Genomic DNA, 16,999 nt, shown 5'->3' on the forward strand with positions numbered 1-16,999 from the left:
GCAACCCCCTAATCGGTGCGCCATCCGGGGCCGCTTGGGTTGATGCCTTTTCGCCGGCCTGCACGATTGGAGCCGCGACGTGGACAGTTTCGAGTGGAACAAGATTTTTGGCGGCCTGCTCGCCGGCCTGGTCGCCCTGTTGGGCGTGTCGATCGCCAGCGACATGATGTTTGCCCGCCATTTGCCGGAAAAGCCCGGCTATGAAGTGGCCGGCGTTGAAGAAGCCCCCGCCGAAGGCGCCGCTGCAGCCGAAACCGAAAAGCCCGCCGCCTTCTATCTGGCGTCTGCCGATGTCGCCAAGGGCGAAGCGGTGTTCAAGAAGTGCGGCGCCTGCCACAACGCGGCGGCCGGCGGCAGCAACGGCACCGGCCCGGCCCTGTATGGCGTCGTCGGCCGCCCAATCGCCAGCCACCCCGGCTTCAGCTATTCCGAGGCGTTGGCCGGCAAGAGCGGCGACAAGTGGGATTTCGATCATCTGTGGGCCTGGCTGAAGAGCCCGAAAAACTTCATGCCCGGCAACAAGATGAGCTTCGCCGGCATCAGCAAGCCCGAAGACCGCGCCGCCGTCATCGCCTGGCTCAACACCCAAAGCGCCAGCCCGCTGCCGCTGCCGGCCGCCCCGACCGAGGAAGCTGCGGAAGCAGCGGCTCCGGCCGAAGCAGCACCGGCTGCCGACGCAGCCGCCAAGTAAGCGCATCACCCGGAATGCGGGCGCGGCGGCCAGATGTGGCCGCCGCGCCTTTTTCGTGCGCGCTGCTCCGGGAAGACGGACCTGCCGGTGCGGGCGATGCTGCGATGCGGATGGGCTTCCAGGCTGGATCAGCCTGCTTATTTCCACTCTCCGGCATCCAAAGCCACCCCGGCGCGTTCTCCTGCTGTCAAGCTCAACAGCAGAAAGAACCCCCATGACCGTCATCGGCTATGGCGCCCTCAGCGCAGATCAAAGGCTTCAACCGGTGATGTTCGATCGCGAGCCGCTACGGGCCGGGGAGGTCGAGATCGACATCGCATTTTGCGGCGTCTGCCATTCCGATATCCACCAATGCACCGGTGATTGGGGCAACACGATCTGGCCCTGTGTTCCCGGTCACGAGATCGTCGGCACGGTCGCCCGAATCGGCGAAGGCGCGGCGAAGTTCGCAGTTGGCGATACGGTCGGGGTCGGCTGCATGGTCAACAGTTGCCTGGTGTGCGCGGCCTGCGTCGCTGGGGAGGAGCAATATTGTTCCGGGCCGATGAGCGCCACCTTCACCTACAACGGCCCCAAGCTGCCGAACGGCAGCAACAGCTATGGCGGCTACAGCGACAGCATCACGGTGCGGGAGGAGTTCGTGCTCCGCATACCGGGCGTGATCGAACCCGCGCAGGCTGCGCCGATCCTGTGTGCCGGCGTGACGACCTATTCGCCGATGAAGCATTTCGGCCTGAAGCCGGGCCAGACCCTTGGCGTCGCCGGGATCGGCGGGCTTGGGCACATGGCCATCCAGATCGGCAAGGCGATGGGCGCCACCGTGATCGCGTTCACCACCTCGGCGGACAAGGCCGATGCCGTCAAGGCGCTGGGCGCCCACGAAGTGGTGGTGATGGATGACGCGGCAGACGTCGCGGCGGCGGCGCTGTCGCTGGACATGATGATCGATACCATTCCCTATCCGCATGATCTTGCCGATTATCTCGCCTTCATGCGGCCGGGATCGACCTTGATCGTCGTCGGCAACATGATGGAGTTCGCCGCCTTCAACCCGGGGCCGCTGGTGTTCAACCGGATCAGCGTGGCCGGTTCGTTGATCGGCGGCATATCCGATACGCAGGCGGTGCTGGATCTGTGCGCCGAACACGGCATCAGGCCAGAAATCCAGATGATCGAAATGGCCGCGATCAACGACGCCTTCGCCCGCATCAAGGCCAAGGATGTGCGGTTTCGGCACGTGATCGACATGGCGTCCTTGAAAGCCGAGCGCCAAGGCGCCGGGCCGACCCGCAAGCAACTGGACGCGCCGACGCGCGGGGATGTGGTCAACCGCAAGACGGCGTGAGGCACTGTCTTGAGGCCGCTGGCCTCACAATCCGTAGTGCGCCTTAACGATGGCCCAGCCTTCTTCTGCCGTTTCGACGAAGTGGAACAGCTTGAGATCATCCGGCGCGATCACGCCTTCTTCCGCCAGCGCCTCGAAATTCACCACCCGGTTCCAGAAGTCGCGGCCGTAAAGCAAGATCGGCAGCGGGGCGACCTTGCCGGTTTGCACCAGGGTGAGCAATTCGAAGAATTCGTCGAACGTGCCGAAGCCACCGGGGAACACGGCCACCGCCTTGGCGCGCATCAGGAAGTGCATCTTGCGCAAGGCGAAATAATGGAACTGCACCGACAGGCCGGGTGTCACATAGGGGTTGGGCACCTGTTCGTGCGGCAGCACGATGTTCAGGCCCACGGACGGCGCACCCTCTTCCCAGGCGCCGCGGTTGGCGGCTTCCATGATCGATGGCCCGCCGCCTGAGCATATGGTGAAGCAGCGCTCGCCATCCTTGCAGTCGCTGGAGACCAGCCGGGCCAGTTCGCGCGCGACGTCATAATATCGCGCCTTGTCCGCCAGCCGCTGCGCCACGGCCTGTTGTTCGGGCGTGGTCGCCGCCGCCATCAGCGCCGGCGCCTCCTCCGGGGATGGGATGCGTGCCGAGCCATAGAAGACGAAGGTGGATGTGATGCCGGCTTCGGCCAGCAGCAATTCGGTCTTCAGCAGCTCCAGCTGAAAGCGCACCGGGCGCAGATCGGCGCGCAGCAGGAATTCATCATCCTGAAACGCCAACCGATAGGCGGGATGCTCGGTTTGCGGCACTGCGGTGGGGGTGTTGCCGCGCCGCGCGTCGGCTTCGGCGCTGGGGAAGATGCTGGGCGTGATGGGTGGGGGAGTCATGGATGGCCTTCTCAACAGTCACGGGGCAGACGAACGGCGGGCGGCGGTAGGCGCGCGGCGCGCGCTTGTCACGCGCTTTGTTGCAGGCCCAGCGCCGCGGTGGCCGCCGCCACCCCCTGCTGACGGGCGGCCATGTCGTCGATCAGATGCCCATGGGTGGGAATATAGAAGAGGCCCAGATCCAGCCCGGCCAGACAAAGCGCCGCCGCCCGTTCCGGCAGGATGATGCCCATATCGGCCGGCCAGTTCGCCGGATCAGGCCCCAGCCCGGCGGATGTGAGCCCGGTATAGACGCCGCCGGGCAGCAGCATGTGCACGTCCATCGGCTTGCCGGCGTTGCGACATTCGGTGGCCAGCCATTCGGCCAAAATCAGCACGCCGTGTTTTGAGGCTGCATAGAGGCCGTTACCGAAATTCTGGATGGAGGGTGGCAGCGACAGGCTGTTTTCCGATCCGGTGATCACCAGCCGCGCGCGCCAGCCGCCGGCTTCGGCCGCCGTGACCAGCGCCTGCGCCAACCTGGTCGGCCCCACCATGTTGATTTCCCACAGCCGCGCCAGGCCCGGATCGTCCAGATTGGCCTTCAGCAGGCGGCGGGTATAGCCGATCCCGGCATTGGCGAACACGGCATCGAGCCGGCCATGGCGCTCGACCAGCCGTTCCACGGCGTGTACACCGGCCGCGCCATCGGCCAGATCGATGGTCAGTGCGTCCCCGCCGCACAGGGCCGCGGTCTCGGCGACGCCGGCCGCATTGACGTCAGCCCCGGTCACGTGGGCACCGCGCGCCGCCAGGGCCACGGCCAGCGCCCGCCCGATCCCGCTGGCCGCACCGGTGATCAGCACCTGTTGGCCCATCCAATCGATCATGCTCTCACTCCCGATACAGTCTCCGGCAATCGCGCATTGACGAGACGCCATCGCCAATGCGACGTCAACCCAGGGAGGAGCGCGGGGTTGGCCGAAGCATCGCTTGAACGCGCATTGTCGCCGGGTGCCGTCCTGCTGCTGGTGCTGTCTGCCGCCTCCCCCGTCTTGTCGGTGTTCGTTGGCGGGTCGGGCATGCTGCACCTGTCGGGCACCACGGCGGCCCTGGCCTTTCTGGTCGGCGGCTTGCTCGCGGCGCTGTTTGCGCTGCTTTATGCCGAACTGGGCGTGCGGCAACCGGGGGCTGGCGGCATTTATCCCGGGCTCGCCCGGCTGATCGGGCCGGGGGTTGCGCATGGCTATATGTTCATGACCATCCTGACGGCGCTGCCCCTGAACGCCTATACCGCGCTGGGGCTGGCGGGTTATCTGAAGGTGTTGGGGCCGGAACTGCCCACCGTGCCGGTGGCGCTGATCAGCCTGGCGCTGGCCGCCGGCATTGCCATGCTCAACATCCGCACCTCGGCGCTGGTGACCGGCATGTTCCTGGGCGTGGAGCTGCTGGCGCTGGCCATCCTCAGCTGGGTGGCCGCCACCGCACCAGCCGTGCCGCTGCTGCCGCTGTTGCTGCCGGCCAACATCGATTGGAGCCTGTTCGGCATCGCCGCGCTTGGCGGGTTGTTCTGGAGCGGCGGCGCCAATTACATGCTGTATTTCGCCGAGGAAGTCAGCGGCGGCCGTGCGGCGCTGGGGAACCTCACCGCGCGCGCTGGCGCCATCTGCGCCTTCACCATCGCGGCGCCGATGCTGCTGCTGGTGCCGGCGCTGGCGGTCAACCCGGCGCTGTTCCAATCCGAAACGCCGATCGCGGCCTTTCTGGATGCCCAGGCCAGCCCGGCGGTGGCGCAGGCGGTATCGGCCGGCGTAATCGCCGCGGTGTTCAACGCGCAGATCGTCACCATCATGGCCTTTGGCCGGCTGGTCTATGCCATGGGCCGCGATGGCGTGTTGCCGGGCGCGCTCGGCCGGCTGGCGGCGCGCGTGTCGCCGCGCACGCAGGCGCCGTGGGGGGCAACCTTGCTGATCACCGTGGCGTCGGCCGCCACCATCGGGCTGGGCGAACGCTGGCTGCTGATCCTGACCAGCGGGAATGTCGCCGATTATGTGCTGGTCGCCATCGCGCTGCTGATTGCCCGCCAGCGCCGCGAAGCCTCGCTGTGGAAGGCGCCGGCGCACCCGCTGATCCCTGTGATGGCGCTGCTGTTCACCCTGGCGGCGGTGCAAAGCTTTTGGAACGACAGCGAAACCGGGCGGCCGTCGCTGATATTGATCGGCGGCACCTTTGCGCTGGCGTGGGGCGCATGGCATGTACGCCGCGCCGCCGGCCATGCGCCGATGCTGAACACAATCGAGGATTAGGATGCTGATCACCCGCCGCCTGCTCGTTTCCAGCCTGCCACTGCTGGCAGCGCCCGAACTGGCGGCAGACCGCTTCGCCCCGTTGCGCCGCGCCATACCAGGCATTGAGCGCGCCGCCGGCGGCCCGATCGGCATCGCTCTGTTCGACTCCGCCACCGGCGCGCGCTTCATGCACCGCGCCGACCAGCGTTTCCCCCTGTGCTCAACCTTCAAGCTGCTGCTCGCCGCCCGCCTGCTGCAAGGCGCACAAACCGGGCTGTGGACCATGCAGGATCGCCTGCCCGTAACGGCGGCCGACATGCTGAACCCGGCCCCCTTCACCCGGCCGCGCATCGGCGGCAGCGCGAGCCTGCTGGAAATGGCCGAGGCCATGGTGGTGCTGTCCGACAATCCGGCGGCCAATCTGGCGCTGGCGCGGGTCGGCGGCCCGGCGGCGATGACCGCCTGGCTGCGCAGCCTGGGGGACTCCACCACCCGGCTAGACCGCAACGAGCCAGAGATGAACAACGAGGTGCCCGGCGACCCGCGCGACACCACCACGCCCGCCGCAATGCTTGCCACCTGCCAGCGCTTGCTCACGGCCGGGCCGCTGAACGCCGCGAACCGCGCGCAACTGCGGGCGTGGATGGCCGCCAGCCGCACCGCCGACACCATGATCCGCGCCGCGCTGCCGCCGGGCTGGGCCGAAGCCAACAAGACCGGCGCCGGTAGCTGGCACGCGCGCAACATCGTTTCGATCATCACGCCGCCAAATCGTCCGCCGATCTGGCTGGCCGCTTATCTGTTTGCGGCAAAAACCGAACTGGAAGAACGCAACCGTCAGTTCGTGCCGCTGGGCCGGGCGATCGTCGAGTCGCTGGGCTGAAACCCACCCCCAGCCCCTCCCGCAAGCGGGAGGGGAGCAGATCGACCAAGCGCGAACGTCTCCCCTCCCGCCTGCGGGAGGGGCCGGGGGTGGGCCGCACCACAAGAGCCAAAACCCGAATTCGCTTGACCCCCTGCCGTTAATCCCTATCCCCGGCAGCGGGCCACGCCGTCCCAACGCGGCGCGCGCTCTCTGTGAGGAGAGAATATGACTGCGAAACCTACCGCGCTTCCGGCGCGGCCCCATTTTTCGTCCGGCCCCTGCGCCAAGCGTCCTGGCTGGACTCCCCAACAACTCGCAACCGAATCGCTCGGCCGCTCGCACCGGTCCAAGCTCGGCAAGGCGCGGCTGCAACATGCCATCACCTTGACGCGTGACATATTGGGTGTGCCCGATACGCACCGCATCGCCATCGTGCCGGCGTCCGACACCGGCGCCTATGAAATGGCGATGTGGACGATGCTGGGCGCCCGCCCCGTCACCGCGCTCGCCTGGGAAAGCTTTGGTGAAGGCTGGGTGACTGATGCGGTCAAGCAGTTGAAACTGAACCCGACCGTCATCACCGCGCCTTATGGCGAACTGCCCGATCTGGCTGCAGTCGATTTCAGCCATGATGTGCTGTTTACCGCCAACGGCACCACATCCGGCGTGCGCGTGCCCGATTATGCCTGGGTGCCCGACGCCCGCGAAGGCCTGACCTTTGCCGACGCCACCAGCGCCGTGTTTGCGCAAGGCGTTGATTGGGCGAAGTGCGACGTGCTGACCTACAGCTGGCAGAAAGTGCTCGGCGGCGAAGGCGGCCACGGCATGCTGATCCTGGGTCCCCGCGCGGTCGAGCGGCTGGAAAGCTACACCCCGGCCTGGCCGTTGCCAAAGATCTTCCGCCTCGTTGCCAAGGGCAAGCTCACCGAAGGCGTGTTTGCCGGCGAAACCATCAACACGCCATCGATGCTGGCCGTCGAAGATTATATCGATGCGCTTGAATGGGCGAACGGCATCGGCGGCCTGGCCGCGCTGATGGCCCGCGCCGATGCCAATGCCGCCGCGCTCGATGCCTGGGTGCAGCGAACGCCGTGGGTGGAACATCTCGCCGCCGATCCCGCCAGCCGCTCCAACACCAGCGTCTGCCTGGTGTTGCCCGGCCTGCCCGAAGATCAGGTGAAGGCGATCGTGTCGCTCCTCGAAAAGGAAAAGGCCGCCTACGACATCGGCGCCTATCGCGATGCCCCGCCGGGCCTGCGCATCTGGTGCGGCGCGACGGTCGACACTGCTGATGTGGTGGCGCTGACCGGCTGGCTCGACTGGGCCTACGCGCAGGTCACGACCTGACGGCTCCCCTCCCGCTTGCGGGAGGGGCTGGGGGTGGGAAAAAGCTCACCGCCCGACACCATTGAATTCGCCAGGTGGCCAGACCCACCCCCGGCCCCTCCCGCATGCGGGAGGGGAGCAGAAAAAGGAAGCTCCCCCATGCCCAAAGTCCTCATTTCCGACCAAATGTCCCCCAAGGCTGCCGAAATCTTCCGCGCCCGCGGCCTGGAAGTCGATGAAATCACCGGCCTGTCCAAGGACGAGCTGATCAAGATCATCGGCAACTATGATGGCCTAGCCATCCGCTCCTCCACCAAGGTGACCAAGGAGGTGCTCGCCGCCGCCACCAATCTGAAGGTCGTCGGCCGCGCCGGCATCGGTGTCGATAACGTCGATATCCCGGCCGCCTCGGCGCGCGGCGTCGTGGTGATGAACACGCCGTTCGGCAACAGCATCACCACTGCCGAACATGCCATCGCGCTGATTTTCGCCCTTGCCCGGCAACTGCCGGAGGCGGACGCGTCCACCCAGGCCGGCAAGTGGGAAAAGAACCGCTTCATGGGCGTCGAAGTCACCGCCAAGACGTTGGGCCTGATCGGCGCCGGCAACATCGGCAGCATCGTCGCCGATCGCGCGCTCGGCTTGAAGATGAAGGTGATCGCCTATGATCCCTTCCTCACGCCGGAACGTGCCGAGCATATGGGCGTCACCAAGGTCACGCTCGACGAGTTGCTGGCCCAGGCCGATTTCATCAGCCTCCACACGCCCTTGACCGACAGCACCCGCAACATCCTCAGCCGTGAAAATCTGCTGAAGACCAAGCCCGGCATCCGCATCGTCAATTGCGCCCGTGGCGGCCTGATCGATGAAGTGGCGTTGAAGGAGCTGCTCGACAGTGGGCACATCGCGGGCGCCGCGCTCGATGTGTTCGCCGAAGAACCCGCCAAGGCTTCGCCGCTGTTCGGCACGCCAAACTTCATCTCCACGCCGCATCTGGGGGCCAGCACCGACGAAGCGCAGGTCAACGTCGCCATCCAGGTGGCGGAACAGCTTTCGGACTTCCTGCTCACCGGCGGCGTCACCAACGCGCTCAACATGCCGTCCTTGAGCGCCGAGGAAGCCCCGCGCCTCAAGCCCTACATGGCGCTGGCCGAACGGCTGGGCAGCCTGGTCGGCCAGTTGGACAAGGAGGGCATCCGCTCCGTCCGCGTCGAAGTGGAAGGTGCCGCCGCGCAGCTGAACATCAAGCCGATCACGGCCGCCGTGCTGGCGGGCCTGATGCGCGTGCACAGCGACACGGTCAACATGGTCAACGCCCCCTTTCTGGCGCGCGAGCGCGAGATCGAGATTGCCGAGGTGCGCCACGAACGCGACACCGATTACAACACGCTGCTGCGGGTAACGGTGCAGACCGCCAATGGCCCGCGCACCGTGGCCGGCACTTTGTTCGGCATGTCCAAGCCGCGCCTGACCGAGATTTTCGGCATCACAGTGGAGGCCGATCTGGCCGGCGACATGTTGTATATCGTCAACGAAGACAAACCGGGCTTCATCGGCCGGCTGGGTTCCGCGCTGGGCAGCGCCGGTGTCAACATCGGCACCTTCCACCTTGGCCGCCGCGATTCCGGTGGGGAGGCCGTGCTGCTGCTCTCCGTGGACAGCCCGATCCCGGCCGATCTGCTCACCACCATCCGCGCCCTGCCCGGCGTGAAGGTGGCGAGCGGCTTGGCGTTTGTGTGATCTTCTCCGCTCCTACCCTGCAAGGAGAGGAGCGGAGGAATCGAAGCGGGAAACACAATATCTCACAAGAACCAAGTCATGCTGGCGCAGGCCAGCATCCACCGCCCCGCCGGGAGCCATCACGCGCAACCAGCCCCTGCCCCGCCATGGATGCTGGCCTGCGCCAGCATGACTTGTTCCTGTAATGAGGATGCACATCAGCAGCCTTGCCCCTGGGGAAGCCCTTGCCGCCCCCTGCCTGAGCCGCTAACCCGCCACCCATGACCAGTTTTGGCCTCCTCCCCGAAGGCTTGCGGGATCGCTTGCCGCCGCAGGCGCAAGCGCTTGCCAATCTGGTGCGCACGCTTACCGATTGCTGTGCCGCGCAAGGCTATGAACGCGTCGCGCCACCGCTAGCGGAATATGAAACCAGCCTCGCCAGTGGCAGCAGCCGGGAACGCCTGCGCTTCACCGATCCGGTTTCGCAACACACGCTGGCGCTGCGCAGCGACATCACCGGCCAGGTCGGCCGCATCGCCGTCACCCGCCTTGCCAGCGCGGCGCGGCCGCTGCGGCTGATGTATGCCGGGCCGGTGTTGCGCGTGCGCGGCGATCAACTCAGCCCCGAACGCGAACGCACCCAGGCCGGCGCCGAACTGATCGGCAGCGACGGCAGCGCGGCTGTGGCCGAGGTGCTGAGCCTCGCCATCGAAGCGCTGTCCGCCACCGGGCTTGCGGGACTTTCGGTCGATCTCACCATGCCGACGCTGGTGGCCGATCTGGCCGCCGCCGGCTGGCCGATGGGTCGCGCCTCGCTGGCGCAGGTGCAGGCCTGGCTGGATGGCAAGGATATCGGCGCGCTGCGCAGCGCCGGCGCCGATGCCTATGTGCCGCTGATCGCTGCTGCCGGGCCGGTCGCGCAAGCCCTTGCGGCGCTGAAGCAGATCGATCTGCCCGATGCGGTGCTGAACCGTCTCGATGCCATCGCGGCGCTGGCGGCGGGCCTGGGCGGCGTCACCGTCACGCTCGATCCGACCGAACGCCACGGCTTTGAATATCAGACCTGGTTGGGCTTTTCGTTGTTCGGCACCGGGCTGATGGCCGAAGTCGGCCGCGGCGGTGCCTATCAGGTGATGCACCCCGCCGGCCAAACCGAAGCGGCGGTGGGCTTTTCGCTCTATGTCGATGGGCTGGTCGATCTCGGGCTTGGCCAGGAGGCGCCGCGCCGCGTGCTGCTGCCGGCGGGCACGGATGCCATGGTTGCCGCCCAACTGCGCCGCGATGGTTGGATCACCGTGGCGGCGCTGGCGGATGAGGATGCGGCGGCGATGCGCTGCAGCCATGTCTGGGCCAATGGCGCCGTGCAGCCGGCATGAGCTGGACCCTCACGCTGCGCTGCAACCGCGCCGACGCGGAACGCTTGCCGCATCTCCCTGATCTGGCCGATCTGCTCGAGGACGCACCGACCCTGAATGTCGAGGAGCCGGACCCGGCGCAGCCCGATGACTGGCTGTTGACCGCCTATTTCAACGAAGCGCCCGATGCGGCGGCCGTTGCATTGGTCAGCGGCTTTTTCCCGTCCGCACAGGATATTGCGGTCGCCGAACTGGCCGAGGCCGACTGGACGACGCTGTCGCAGCGTGGGCTGGAGCCGGTGCGCGCCGGGCGTTTTCTGGTGCACACGCAAGATCACCGCGACGCCATCCGCCCCGGCGACTGGGCGCTGCAGATCGAAGCCGGGCTGGCATTCGGCACCGGCCAGCATGCCACCACGCACGGTTGCCTGCATGCGCTGGTGCGGCTCGGGAAAATCAGGAAGAATGGGGCGCACCGCTATCGCAACATCGCTGATATCGGCACCGGCACCGGCGTGCTGGGCATGGCCGCAGCGCGCGCCAATCGCGGCGCGCGCGTGGTGGCATCCGACAATGATCCGATCGCCATCGACGTGGCGGCGGAGAATTTGGCGCACAACCAATTTGTCGCAGGTGCATGCGCTGGGCGCATCGCTCTGGCGGTTGCAGCCGGTGTGCACGCCCCGATCCTGCGGCGGCGGGCGCCCTATGATCTGGTGCTGGCCAATATTCTGGCGGCGCCGCTGATCGCTTTGGCGCGCGACCTTTCGGCGGTGATCGCACCCGGCGGGCATCTGGTGCTTGCCGGGCTGCTGGGGTCACAACAGCGCGCGGTTGCCAATGCCTATCGCCGGCACGGGATGATCCCGGCCGGCGCGATAGATTTGGTCAGCGAATGGCCCTGCCTGGTCTTGGCAAGGAAAATGCTGCGTTAAGATGGGGTTGCCCCCTGTTCGACGCGCCTCAGGCAGCGTGGAACAGCGGGACGGCCGTGGTGAACCCATTCAGCATCACGCGGCGGCGACGCAGACGAATGGATTGCAGGGGGCGGTCGATGGCCTGGGCTTCGCCAGTGGTCACAACGCGCACCTGCGGTTCAAATTCAGTCGGGATGACCTTCATTGGGGTACGCTCCTGTTTGTCACCGGAACCATTTCCGGCTGACAGGAGACTATTTAGTCCGACTCAGTTTGATTGTGCAGTGCAGCAGACTTGACCCCAGCCATGCAATTTTTGCATGCAACTTCCGATCTAGGCGGTCGTGTCTGACTCCCCTGTCCCCATCTCCGCCACCAAGGCCAGCCAGCCATCTTCATCCAGCACGGTCACGCCCAGCGCCTGCGCCTTGGCCAATTTCGATCCCGCCCCCGGCCCGGCGACCAAGATACTGGTCTTGGCCGAAACGCTGCCCGACACCTTCGCTCCCAGCGCTTCGGCTTCGGCTTCGGCTTCGTCGCGGGTGAATTTTTCCAGCGCACCGGTGAACACGATGGTCTTGCCCGACAGGCCGGTCTGCTGGATCGGCGGCAGCGGCGTGGGCGACACCTGCCCCAGCAGATCAGCCAGCGTATCCTGATTGTGCGGTTCAGCAAAGAAATCGATCAGGGCTTCGGCCACCACGCTGCCAATGCCCTTGACCGCACTGAACAAATTGGTGGCATTGTCGCCCCTGGCCGCATCGGCCACCGCCTCCGCACTGCCGAACGCCCGCGCCAGATCCCGCGCAGTCGTCTCCCCGACATGGCGGATGCCCAGGGCGAACAGGAAACGGTCGAGGCTGACGCTGCGGCGCTCGTCGATGGCGGCCAGCAACTTGTCGACCGACTTTTCCTTGAAGCCCGGCAGCGCCAGCAGCGCATCGCGCTGGTCCCGCAACCGGAATATATCACCGGGCTGCACGATCAGGCCTTGCGCTGCGAACAATTCCAGCCGCTCCGTGCCCAGCCCCTCGATATCGAGCGCGCTGCGGCTGACGAAGTGGCGCAGCCGTTCGTGCCGCTGCGCCGGGCAGGTCAGGCCGCCGGTGCAGCGCCGCACCGCGCCATCCTCCTCGCGCACCGCATGCGATCCGCACACCGGGCAGGTGTCGCGCATAACGAACGGCGCGCCGCGCGGGCTATCCGATGGCACCACGCTCACCACCTGCGGGATCACGTCCCCGGCCCGCTGCACCCGCACCCGATCCCCCACCCGCACATCCAGCCGGGCAATCTCATCCTCATTGTGCAGCGTCGCATTGGTGACCACGACGCCGCCCACTGTCACCGGCGCCAGCCGCGCGACCGGCGTCAACGCGCCGGTGCGGCCGACCTGGATGTCGATGGCCTCCAGCTGCGTTTCGGCCTGTTCGGCGGGGAATTTGTGCGCAACCGCCCAGCGCGGTGCCCGCGCCACCTGGCCCAACTGCTCCTGCCAATCCAGCCGCTCGACCTTGTAAACCACGCCGTCGATGTCGAACGGCAGATCGGCGCGGCGGCGCTCCAGATCAGCGGTGAAGGCCAGGCATGCGTCGATGGTCGCATCGCCCAGCGCCAAGCTGCCGGTGTCAAAGCCCCAGTCGGCGATGACGGCCATCATCCCGCTCTGGGTAGTGCCGGGCAGGCTGCTCATCTCGCCCCAGCCGTGGACGATGAAGGCCAGCGGCCGGCTGGCGCTGATGGCGGGATCGAGCTGGCGCAGCGACCCGGCGGCGGCATTGCGCGGGTTGGCAAATATCTTGGCCGCCGATTCGGCCTGACGGGCATTGAGCGCCGCAAAGCCGGACTTGGTCATGTACACCTCACCGCGGATTTCGGTGACCGATGGTGCAGACCCGGGCAATTCGTGCACAAGGCCGGTCACGGCAGCGAGATTCTTGGTCACCTCTTCACCGACCATGCCATCGCCGCGCGTCGCGGCATGCACCAGCCTTCCGTCTTCAAAGCGCAGCGCACAACTCAGGCCATCAATCTTGGCCTCGGCGCGCAGCCGCACGTCGGCGTCCTCCGGCAGGTCCAGAAAGCGGCGGACGCGGGCGACGAACTCGCCTGCTTCAACATCGCTGAATACATTGTCCAGGCTGAGCATGGGCTTCGCATGGCTGATCTTGGCAAAGCCGGACGCGGCCTTGGCGCCGACCTTGATGCTGGGGGAATCGGCGCGGGCCAGTTGCGGAAATGCCGCTTCGATGGCAACGTTGCGCTGCACCAGCGCATCATAGTCTGCATCTGAAATCTTCGGCGCATCCTCTTGATAATAGGCGCTGCTGTGCCGAGCGATCTCTTCGGCCAGCCGCGCCAGCTCAGCGGCAGCTTGCGCTTCGGTCAGGGCTTGGGGCGGCGATCCGGTCATCCCGTTCACTTATCAGCGGCAGGCAGGCAAAAAAAGGGCGGCCCTGCGGCCGCCCCCTTCCCGCCCGGATCGGGCCGGCTTAAAACTTGAAGCCCACCATCGCATTGAAGGTACGCGGGTCGCCGTAATAGACCGTCTGGATATTGCCGACCGACGAGAATTCCTGGCCGTCGGTGCGATACAGCGTCTTGGTCAGATTCTTCACGCCGCCCTGCAGATACCAGCGGCCGCTGCCGGCGTCGAAGCGCACGAAGCCGTTGACCAGCCAGTAACCTGGCTCGGTCAGCGCCGGGCGGTTGTCCACCGACAGGAAATGCTTGTCGATGAAGCGGGCATCGCCGCCAAAGCTCAGCGTGCCGGCACCGACCGGAATGCGGTAGTCGGTGGCCAGCGTGAAACTGATCGGCGGCGCGAAGGCCGGCTGGCAGGTTACCTGGGTACCGGTGGGATTGCAGCTGAAAGCGGGTGCGCGGCGTCCGTCGTTGAACTCTTCATATTGTGCATCGAGATAGCCGAGGCTGGCCTTGACGTTCCAATGCTTGGTCGGCTTGACCACCGCTTCCAGTTCGACGCCCCAGATCGACATGCGCCCGGCGTTCAGCACCGGGAACACGCCGGTGGCGCCAAGGGTGCCGCCGCCAACCCGCGCCTGGAAATCCCTGAAATCGCTGTAGAACACGTTGCCCGACAGATAGACGCGGCCATCAAGGAAGCTGCCCTTGGCGCCGGTTTCATAGGTCCACACGGTTTCCGGGTTGAAGCGCGTCACCAGCGTCGGAACCCCGCCCACCACCAGGGTGAGATCGGCGGTCGAATTGGCGCGGCCGTTGAAGCCGCCCGATTTGAAGCCGCGCGAGGCCGAGGCATAGAGGGTGGTGTCGTCCGACGGCTTGAACGACAGCGTGACGCTCGGCGTCCAGGCGTTGAATTCGGCCTTGTTGTCGAGGTTCAACGGCGCCGGCAGGTTGCCGGGGAAGCGGAAGCTGATGTTGTTCAGCGCCGCAAATGACGATTGGGTGGTGGTGAACCGATCATAGCGGCGCTCTTCGTGGGTGTAGCGCAGGCCGCCGGTGATGCTCAGCCGGTCGGTGAACTTGTAAGTCGCCTGCCCGAACGCGGCATAGCTCTTGGTATTCTGCGCGTCGTCGATCAGGCGGGTGAAGCTGATCGGCCCGCCAAACAGCGTGAACAGATCATCGGCATAGGCTTCCTGATGCGAGGTGATGTTCTCGTTCAGGTAGAAAAGGCCGAACACGCCGGAAAAGCGATCGGTGTTCCATTTCAGCTGCAGTTCCTGGCTGAACTGGCGCTGGTTGACGCCAACGAACACATCGCCCAGCTCGGCCTGGGTGGCATCGATGTCGATGAACAGATCCGGATCGAGCTTGCGCCAGGCGGTTATGCTCGACAACGTGATCGCATCGGACAAGTTCCAATTCGCCGTCAGGCTCGCGCCCCAATGATCGAGGCGCTGGCCTTCATTGCCGCGGAAGCTGGTGGACGCCTGGTAATTGTACACACCATAAGGCGCCGCCGGCACCAGCGTGCGCGGGCCGGTGACGAAATCGGTCTGCGTCAGGTTCGCGGTGGCATAGCCCAGCGTGAGGGCATTGCGCTGGCGGTTGTAATCGCCGGAGAGCAGAATTTCCAGATTATCGAGCGGCTTGGCGCGCACGATGCCGCGCACGGTCACCGAATCGCGGTCGTTGTATTCGCGCCCGGTGCGCGGATCGGTGACGAGGCCGTCGCGCTTGTCATATTGCGCGGCCAGCGACACGGCCAGACGATCGGCGATCAGCGGCGCCGAGGCATAGCCGTTGAGCAGGATCTGGTTGTAGCTGCCATAGAGCGCCGACGCCTGGACATGGGCGGTGGTGTAATCCGGCTTGCGCGAGACAATCGAAATCGCGCCACCCGTGGTATTCTTGCCATAGAGTGTGCCCTGCGGGCCACGCAGCACTTCGATGCGTTCCACGTCGGACAGGCCGAGCAAGGCGCCCTGGATGCGGCTGAAATAGACGCCATCAACATAGATGCCCACGGCCGGATCAAAGGTTTGCAGCGCATCGGGCTGGCCGAGGCCGCGGATGAAGATGTTGGCGCTGGCGGCCGAACCGCGGCCCTGCACGATGTTGAGATTGGGCGCTGCGCCTTGCAGGCCGGACAGATCGACGGCCTGGAACTTCTGCAGTTCAAGCGGGCTGAAGGCAGTCACGGCGACCGGCACGTCGATCAGGCGTTCGTCACGGCGGCGCGCCGACACCACGATTTCAGAGGCTTCCACGGCATCGCTGGCGGCGGCGTCCGCAACGGCGGCGGCGGTTGGTTGCTGGGCGGCGGCCGGGATGGCGGCCATCAAGCTGGCGCTGGCCAGCAGGATATTGCGGGTGCGGGCGTGCAGGATCATTTGGTCTTCTCCCCATCAGGGCCCGATCGGCGCGGCAAGAGGCGGCGCTGGCCGGGCTTGTGTCTGCTTTGCTGATGCAATACTGAAACCTGAACCAGTATTCAACTACGGATGATCACGCACCCGGCCCGGCCGGCGTTGCGCAAAGGGATTGGGAACCCGCTGTGACTGCCGCGCCACACTCGCCAGGCAAAGCCTCTGCAAAGGCACCGCGCACCGCGCGCGGCCAACGCACGCTGCGCCTGATCCTCGATGCAGCAGCGGAGGAATTCGGCGAGCGCGGCTATCACGACGGCAGCATCGCCCGCATCGCCCAGCGCGCCGGCGTGGCCATTGGCAGCTTCTACACATATTTCGACAGCAAGCTGGCGGTGTTCCGCGCGTTGGTGGCCGACATGAGCCGGCAGGTGCGCGAACATGTGGTGCCGCACATCCTGGCCGCGCCTGATCGATTGTCAGGCGAACGCGCCGGCATCGCGGCCTTCCTGCAGTTCGTGCGCACCCACAAGGCGCTGTACCGGATTATCGATGAAAGTGCGTTCGTGGCCGAAGACGCCTATCGCCGCCACTATGTCGATGTGGCGGAAGGCTATGCCACCTCGTTGACGGCCGCCTTCGGGCGCGGCGAGGTGGCCGATGGCGACATGACGGTGCGGGCCTGGGCCATCATGGGCATGAATGTGTTTCTGGGCCTGCGCTTTGGTGTGTGGGACGAAAGCATTGCGCCGGAACAGGTGGCGGCGGTCGCCGCCGATCTGATCAGCGAAGGCATACGACACCGCTGATCGACACGCATGGGATGGCGTGCGAGGGGTAGC

At 66.1% G+C, this 16,999-nt stretch carries 14 protein-coding genes; 9 read left to right on the plus strand and 5 right to left on the minus strand.

Annotation, left to right across the window (positions count from 1 at the left end; genetic code table 11):
- Positions 1 to 79 precede the first annotated feature (79 nt).
- Both AC6UUM_RS11555 and AC6UUM_RS11560 read left to right on the plus strand, forming a co-directional pair.
- Complete coding sequence (locus AC6UUM_RS11555; RefSeq protein ID WP_500802426.1) at positions 80 to 691, plus strand: c-type cytochrome; 612 nt, start codon at positions 80 to 82, stop codon at positions 689 to 691.
- 268 nt (positions 692 to 959) lie between these two features.
- Positions 960 to 2,036, plus strand: coding sequence for an NAD(P)-dependent alcohol dehydrogenase (locus AC6UUM_RS11560; RefSeq protein WP_500804961.1), 1,077 nt, complete (start codon positions 960 to 962; stop codon positions 2,034 to 2,036).
- A 24-nt stretch (positions 2,037 to 2,060) separates the two neighbouring features.
- On the opposite strand, the gene AC6UUM_RS11565 is transcribed toward AC6UUM_RS11560, so the two are convergent.
- Both AC6UUM_RS11565 and AC6UUM_RS11570 read right to left on the minus strand, forming a co-directional pair.
- Positions 2,061 to 2,912: an LOG family protein gene (locus tag AC6UUM_RS11565; RefSeq protein WP_500802427.1), complete on the minus strand. Its 852-nt coding sequence runs from the start codon at positions 2,910 to 2,912 to the stop codon at positions 2,061 to 2,063.
- Positions 2,913 to 2,980: 68 nt separating this feature from the next.
- Positions 2,981 to 3,781: an SDR family NAD(P)-dependent oxidoreductase gene (locus tag AC6UUM_RS11570; RefSeq protein ID WP_500802428.1), complete on the minus strand. Its 801-nt coding sequence runs from the start codon at positions 3,779 to 3,781 to the stop codon at positions 2,981 to 2,983.
- An 87-nt stretch (positions 3,782 to 3,868) separates the two neighbouring features.
- On the opposite strand from AC6UUM_RS11570, the gene AC6UUM_RS11575 reads away from it, so the two are divergent.
- From AC6UUM_RS11575 to AC6UUM_RS11600, 6 genes are all read left to right on the plus strand, one after another.
- Positions 3,869 to 5,197: an APC family permease gene (locus AC6UUM_RS11575; RefSeq protein WP_500802429.1), complete on the plus strand. Its 1,329-nt coding sequence runs from the start codon at positions 3,869 to 3,871 to the stop codon at positions 5,195 to 5,197.
- Position 5,198: 1 nt separating this feature from the next.
- Positions 5,199 to 6,062, plus strand: a complete 864-nt coding sequence (gene bla / locus AC6UUM_RS11580; protein WP_500802430.1) for a class A beta-lactamase — start codon at positions 5,199 to 5,201, stop codon at positions 6,060 to 6,062.
- 207 nt (positions 6,063 to 6,269) lie between these two features.
- Entirely contained in the window at positions 6,270 to 7,391 is a 1,122-nt protein-coding gene (locus AC6UUM_RS11585) for a phosphoserine transaminase (protein ID WP_500802431.1), read from the plus strand.
- Between the two features lie 138 nt (positions 7,392 to 7,529).
- Positions 7,530 to 9,110: a phosphoglycerate dehydrogenase gene (serA, locus tag AC6UUM_RS11590; protein ID WP_500802432.1), complete on the plus strand. Its 1,581-nt coding sequence runs from the start codon at positions 7,530 to 7,532 to the stop codon at positions 9,108 to 9,110.
- A 260-nt stretch (positions 9,111 to 9,370) separates the two neighbouring features.
- Complete coding sequence (locus tag AC6UUM_RS11595; RefSeq protein ID WP_500802433.1) at positions 9,371 to 10,465, plus strand: ATP phosphoribosyltransferase regulatory subunit; 1,095 nt, start codon at positions 9,371 to 9,373, stop codon at positions 10,463 to 10,465.
- Positions 10,462 to 11,379 carry a 50S ribosomal protein L11 methyltransferase gene (locus tag AC6UUM_RS11600; RefSeq protein WP_500802434.1) on the plus strand — a complete coding sequence of 306 codons (918 nt, stop codon included), beginning with the start codon at positions 10,462 to 10,464 and terminating at the stop codon, positions 11,377 to 11,379. The genes AC6UUM_RS11595 and AC6UUM_RS11600 overlap by 4 nt, the downstream gene beginning before the upstream one ends.
- Positions 11,380 to 11,407: 28 nt before the next feature.
- Here the strand turns inward: AC6UUM_RS11600 and AC6UUM_RS11605 are convergent, their stop codons facing one another.
- The 3 genes from AC6UUM_RS11605 to AC6UUM_RS11615 all read right to left on the minus strand — a co-directional run bounded on the left by AC6UUM_RS11605 (position 11,408) and on the right by AC6UUM_RS11615 (position 16,181).
- Positions 11,408 to 11,566: a hypothetical protein gene (locus AC6UUM_RS11605; RefSeq protein ID WP_500802435.1), complete on the minus strand. Its 159-nt coding sequence runs from the start codon at positions 11,564 to 11,566 to the stop codon at positions 11,408 to 11,410.
- Positions 11,567 to 11,695: 129 nt separating this feature from the next.
- Positions 11,696 to 13,774, minus strand: a complete 2,079-nt coding sequence (gene ligA, locus AC6UUM_RS11610) for an NAD-dependent DNA ligase LigA (protein ID WP_500802436.1) — start codon at positions 13,772 to 13,774, stop codon at positions 11,696 to 11,698.
- Between the two features lie 79 nt (positions 13,775 to 13,853).
- The gene (locus AC6UUM_RS11615) at positions 13,854 to 16,181 is read right to left on the minus strand and encodes a TonB-dependent receptor (protein WP_500802437.1); all 2,328 of its coding nucleotides are present in this window, start codon (positions 16,179 to 16,181) and stop codon (positions 13,854 to 13,856) included.
- Between the two features lie 164 nt (positions 16,182 to 16,345).
- Here AC6UUM_RS11615 and AC6UUM_RS11620 point away from each other — a divergent pair, with 164 nt between their 5' ends.
- Positions 16,346 to 16,966 (plus strand): TetR/AcrR family transcriptional regulator, encoded by a 621-nt coding sequence (locus tag AC6UUM_RS11620; protein ID WP_500802438.1) that lies wholly within the window; start codon positions 16,346 to 16,348, stop codon positions 16,964 to 16,966.
- Positions 16,967 to 16,999 lie beyond the last annotated feature (33 nt).

This window comes from Sandarakinorhabdus sp., assembly GCF_987265915.1.

Excerpts from the sequence above, each read along its gene's own strand:
- AC6UUM_RS11560 (WP_500804961.1), top strand. The coding sequence starts at position 960 with ATGTTCGATCGCGAGCCGCTACGGGCCGGGGAGGTCGAGATCGACATC.
- AC6UUM_RS11565 (WP_500802427.1), bottom strand. The coding sequence starts at position 2,912 with ATGACTCCCCCACCCATCACGCCCAGCATCTTCCCCAGCGCCGAAGCC.
- AC6UUM_RS11570 (WP_500802428.1), bottom strand. The coding sequence starts at position 3,781 with ATGATCGATTGGATGGGCCAACAGGTGCTGATCACCGGTGCGGCCAGC.
- bla (WP_500802430.1), top strand. The coding sequence starts at position 5,199 with ATGCTGATCACCCGCCGCCTGCTCGTTTCCAGCCTGCCACTGCTGGCA.
- AC6UUM_RS11585 (WP_500802431.1), top strand. The coding sequence starts at position 6,270 with ATGACTGCGAAACCTACCGCGCTTCCGGCGCGGCCCCATTTTTCGTCC.
- serA (WP_500802432.1), top strand. The coding sequence starts at position 7,530 with ATGCCCAAAGTCCTCATTTCCGACCAAATGTCCCCCAAGGCTGCCGAA.
- AC6UUM_RS11595 (WP_500802433.1), top strand. The coding sequence starts at position 9,371 with ATGACCAGTTTTGGCCTCCTCCCCGAAGGCTTGCGGGATCGCTTGCCG.
- AC6UUM_RS11600 (WP_500802434.1), top strand. The coding sequence starts at position 10,462 with ATGAGCTGGACCCTCACGCTGCGCTGCAACCGCGCCGACGCGGAACGC.
- AC6UUM_RS11605 (WP_500802435.1), bottom strand. The coding sequence starts at position 11,566 with ATGAAGGTCATCCCGACTGAATTTGAACCGCAGGTGCGCGTTGTGACC.
- ligA (WP_500802436.1), bottom strand. The coding sequence starts at position 13,774 with ATGACCGGATCGCCGCCCCAAGCCCTGACCGAAGCGCAAGCTGCCGCT.
- AC6UUM_RS11615 (WP_500802437.1), bottom strand. The coding sequence starts at position 16,181 with ATGATCCTGCACGCCCGCACCCGCAATATCCTGCTGGCCAGCGCCAGC.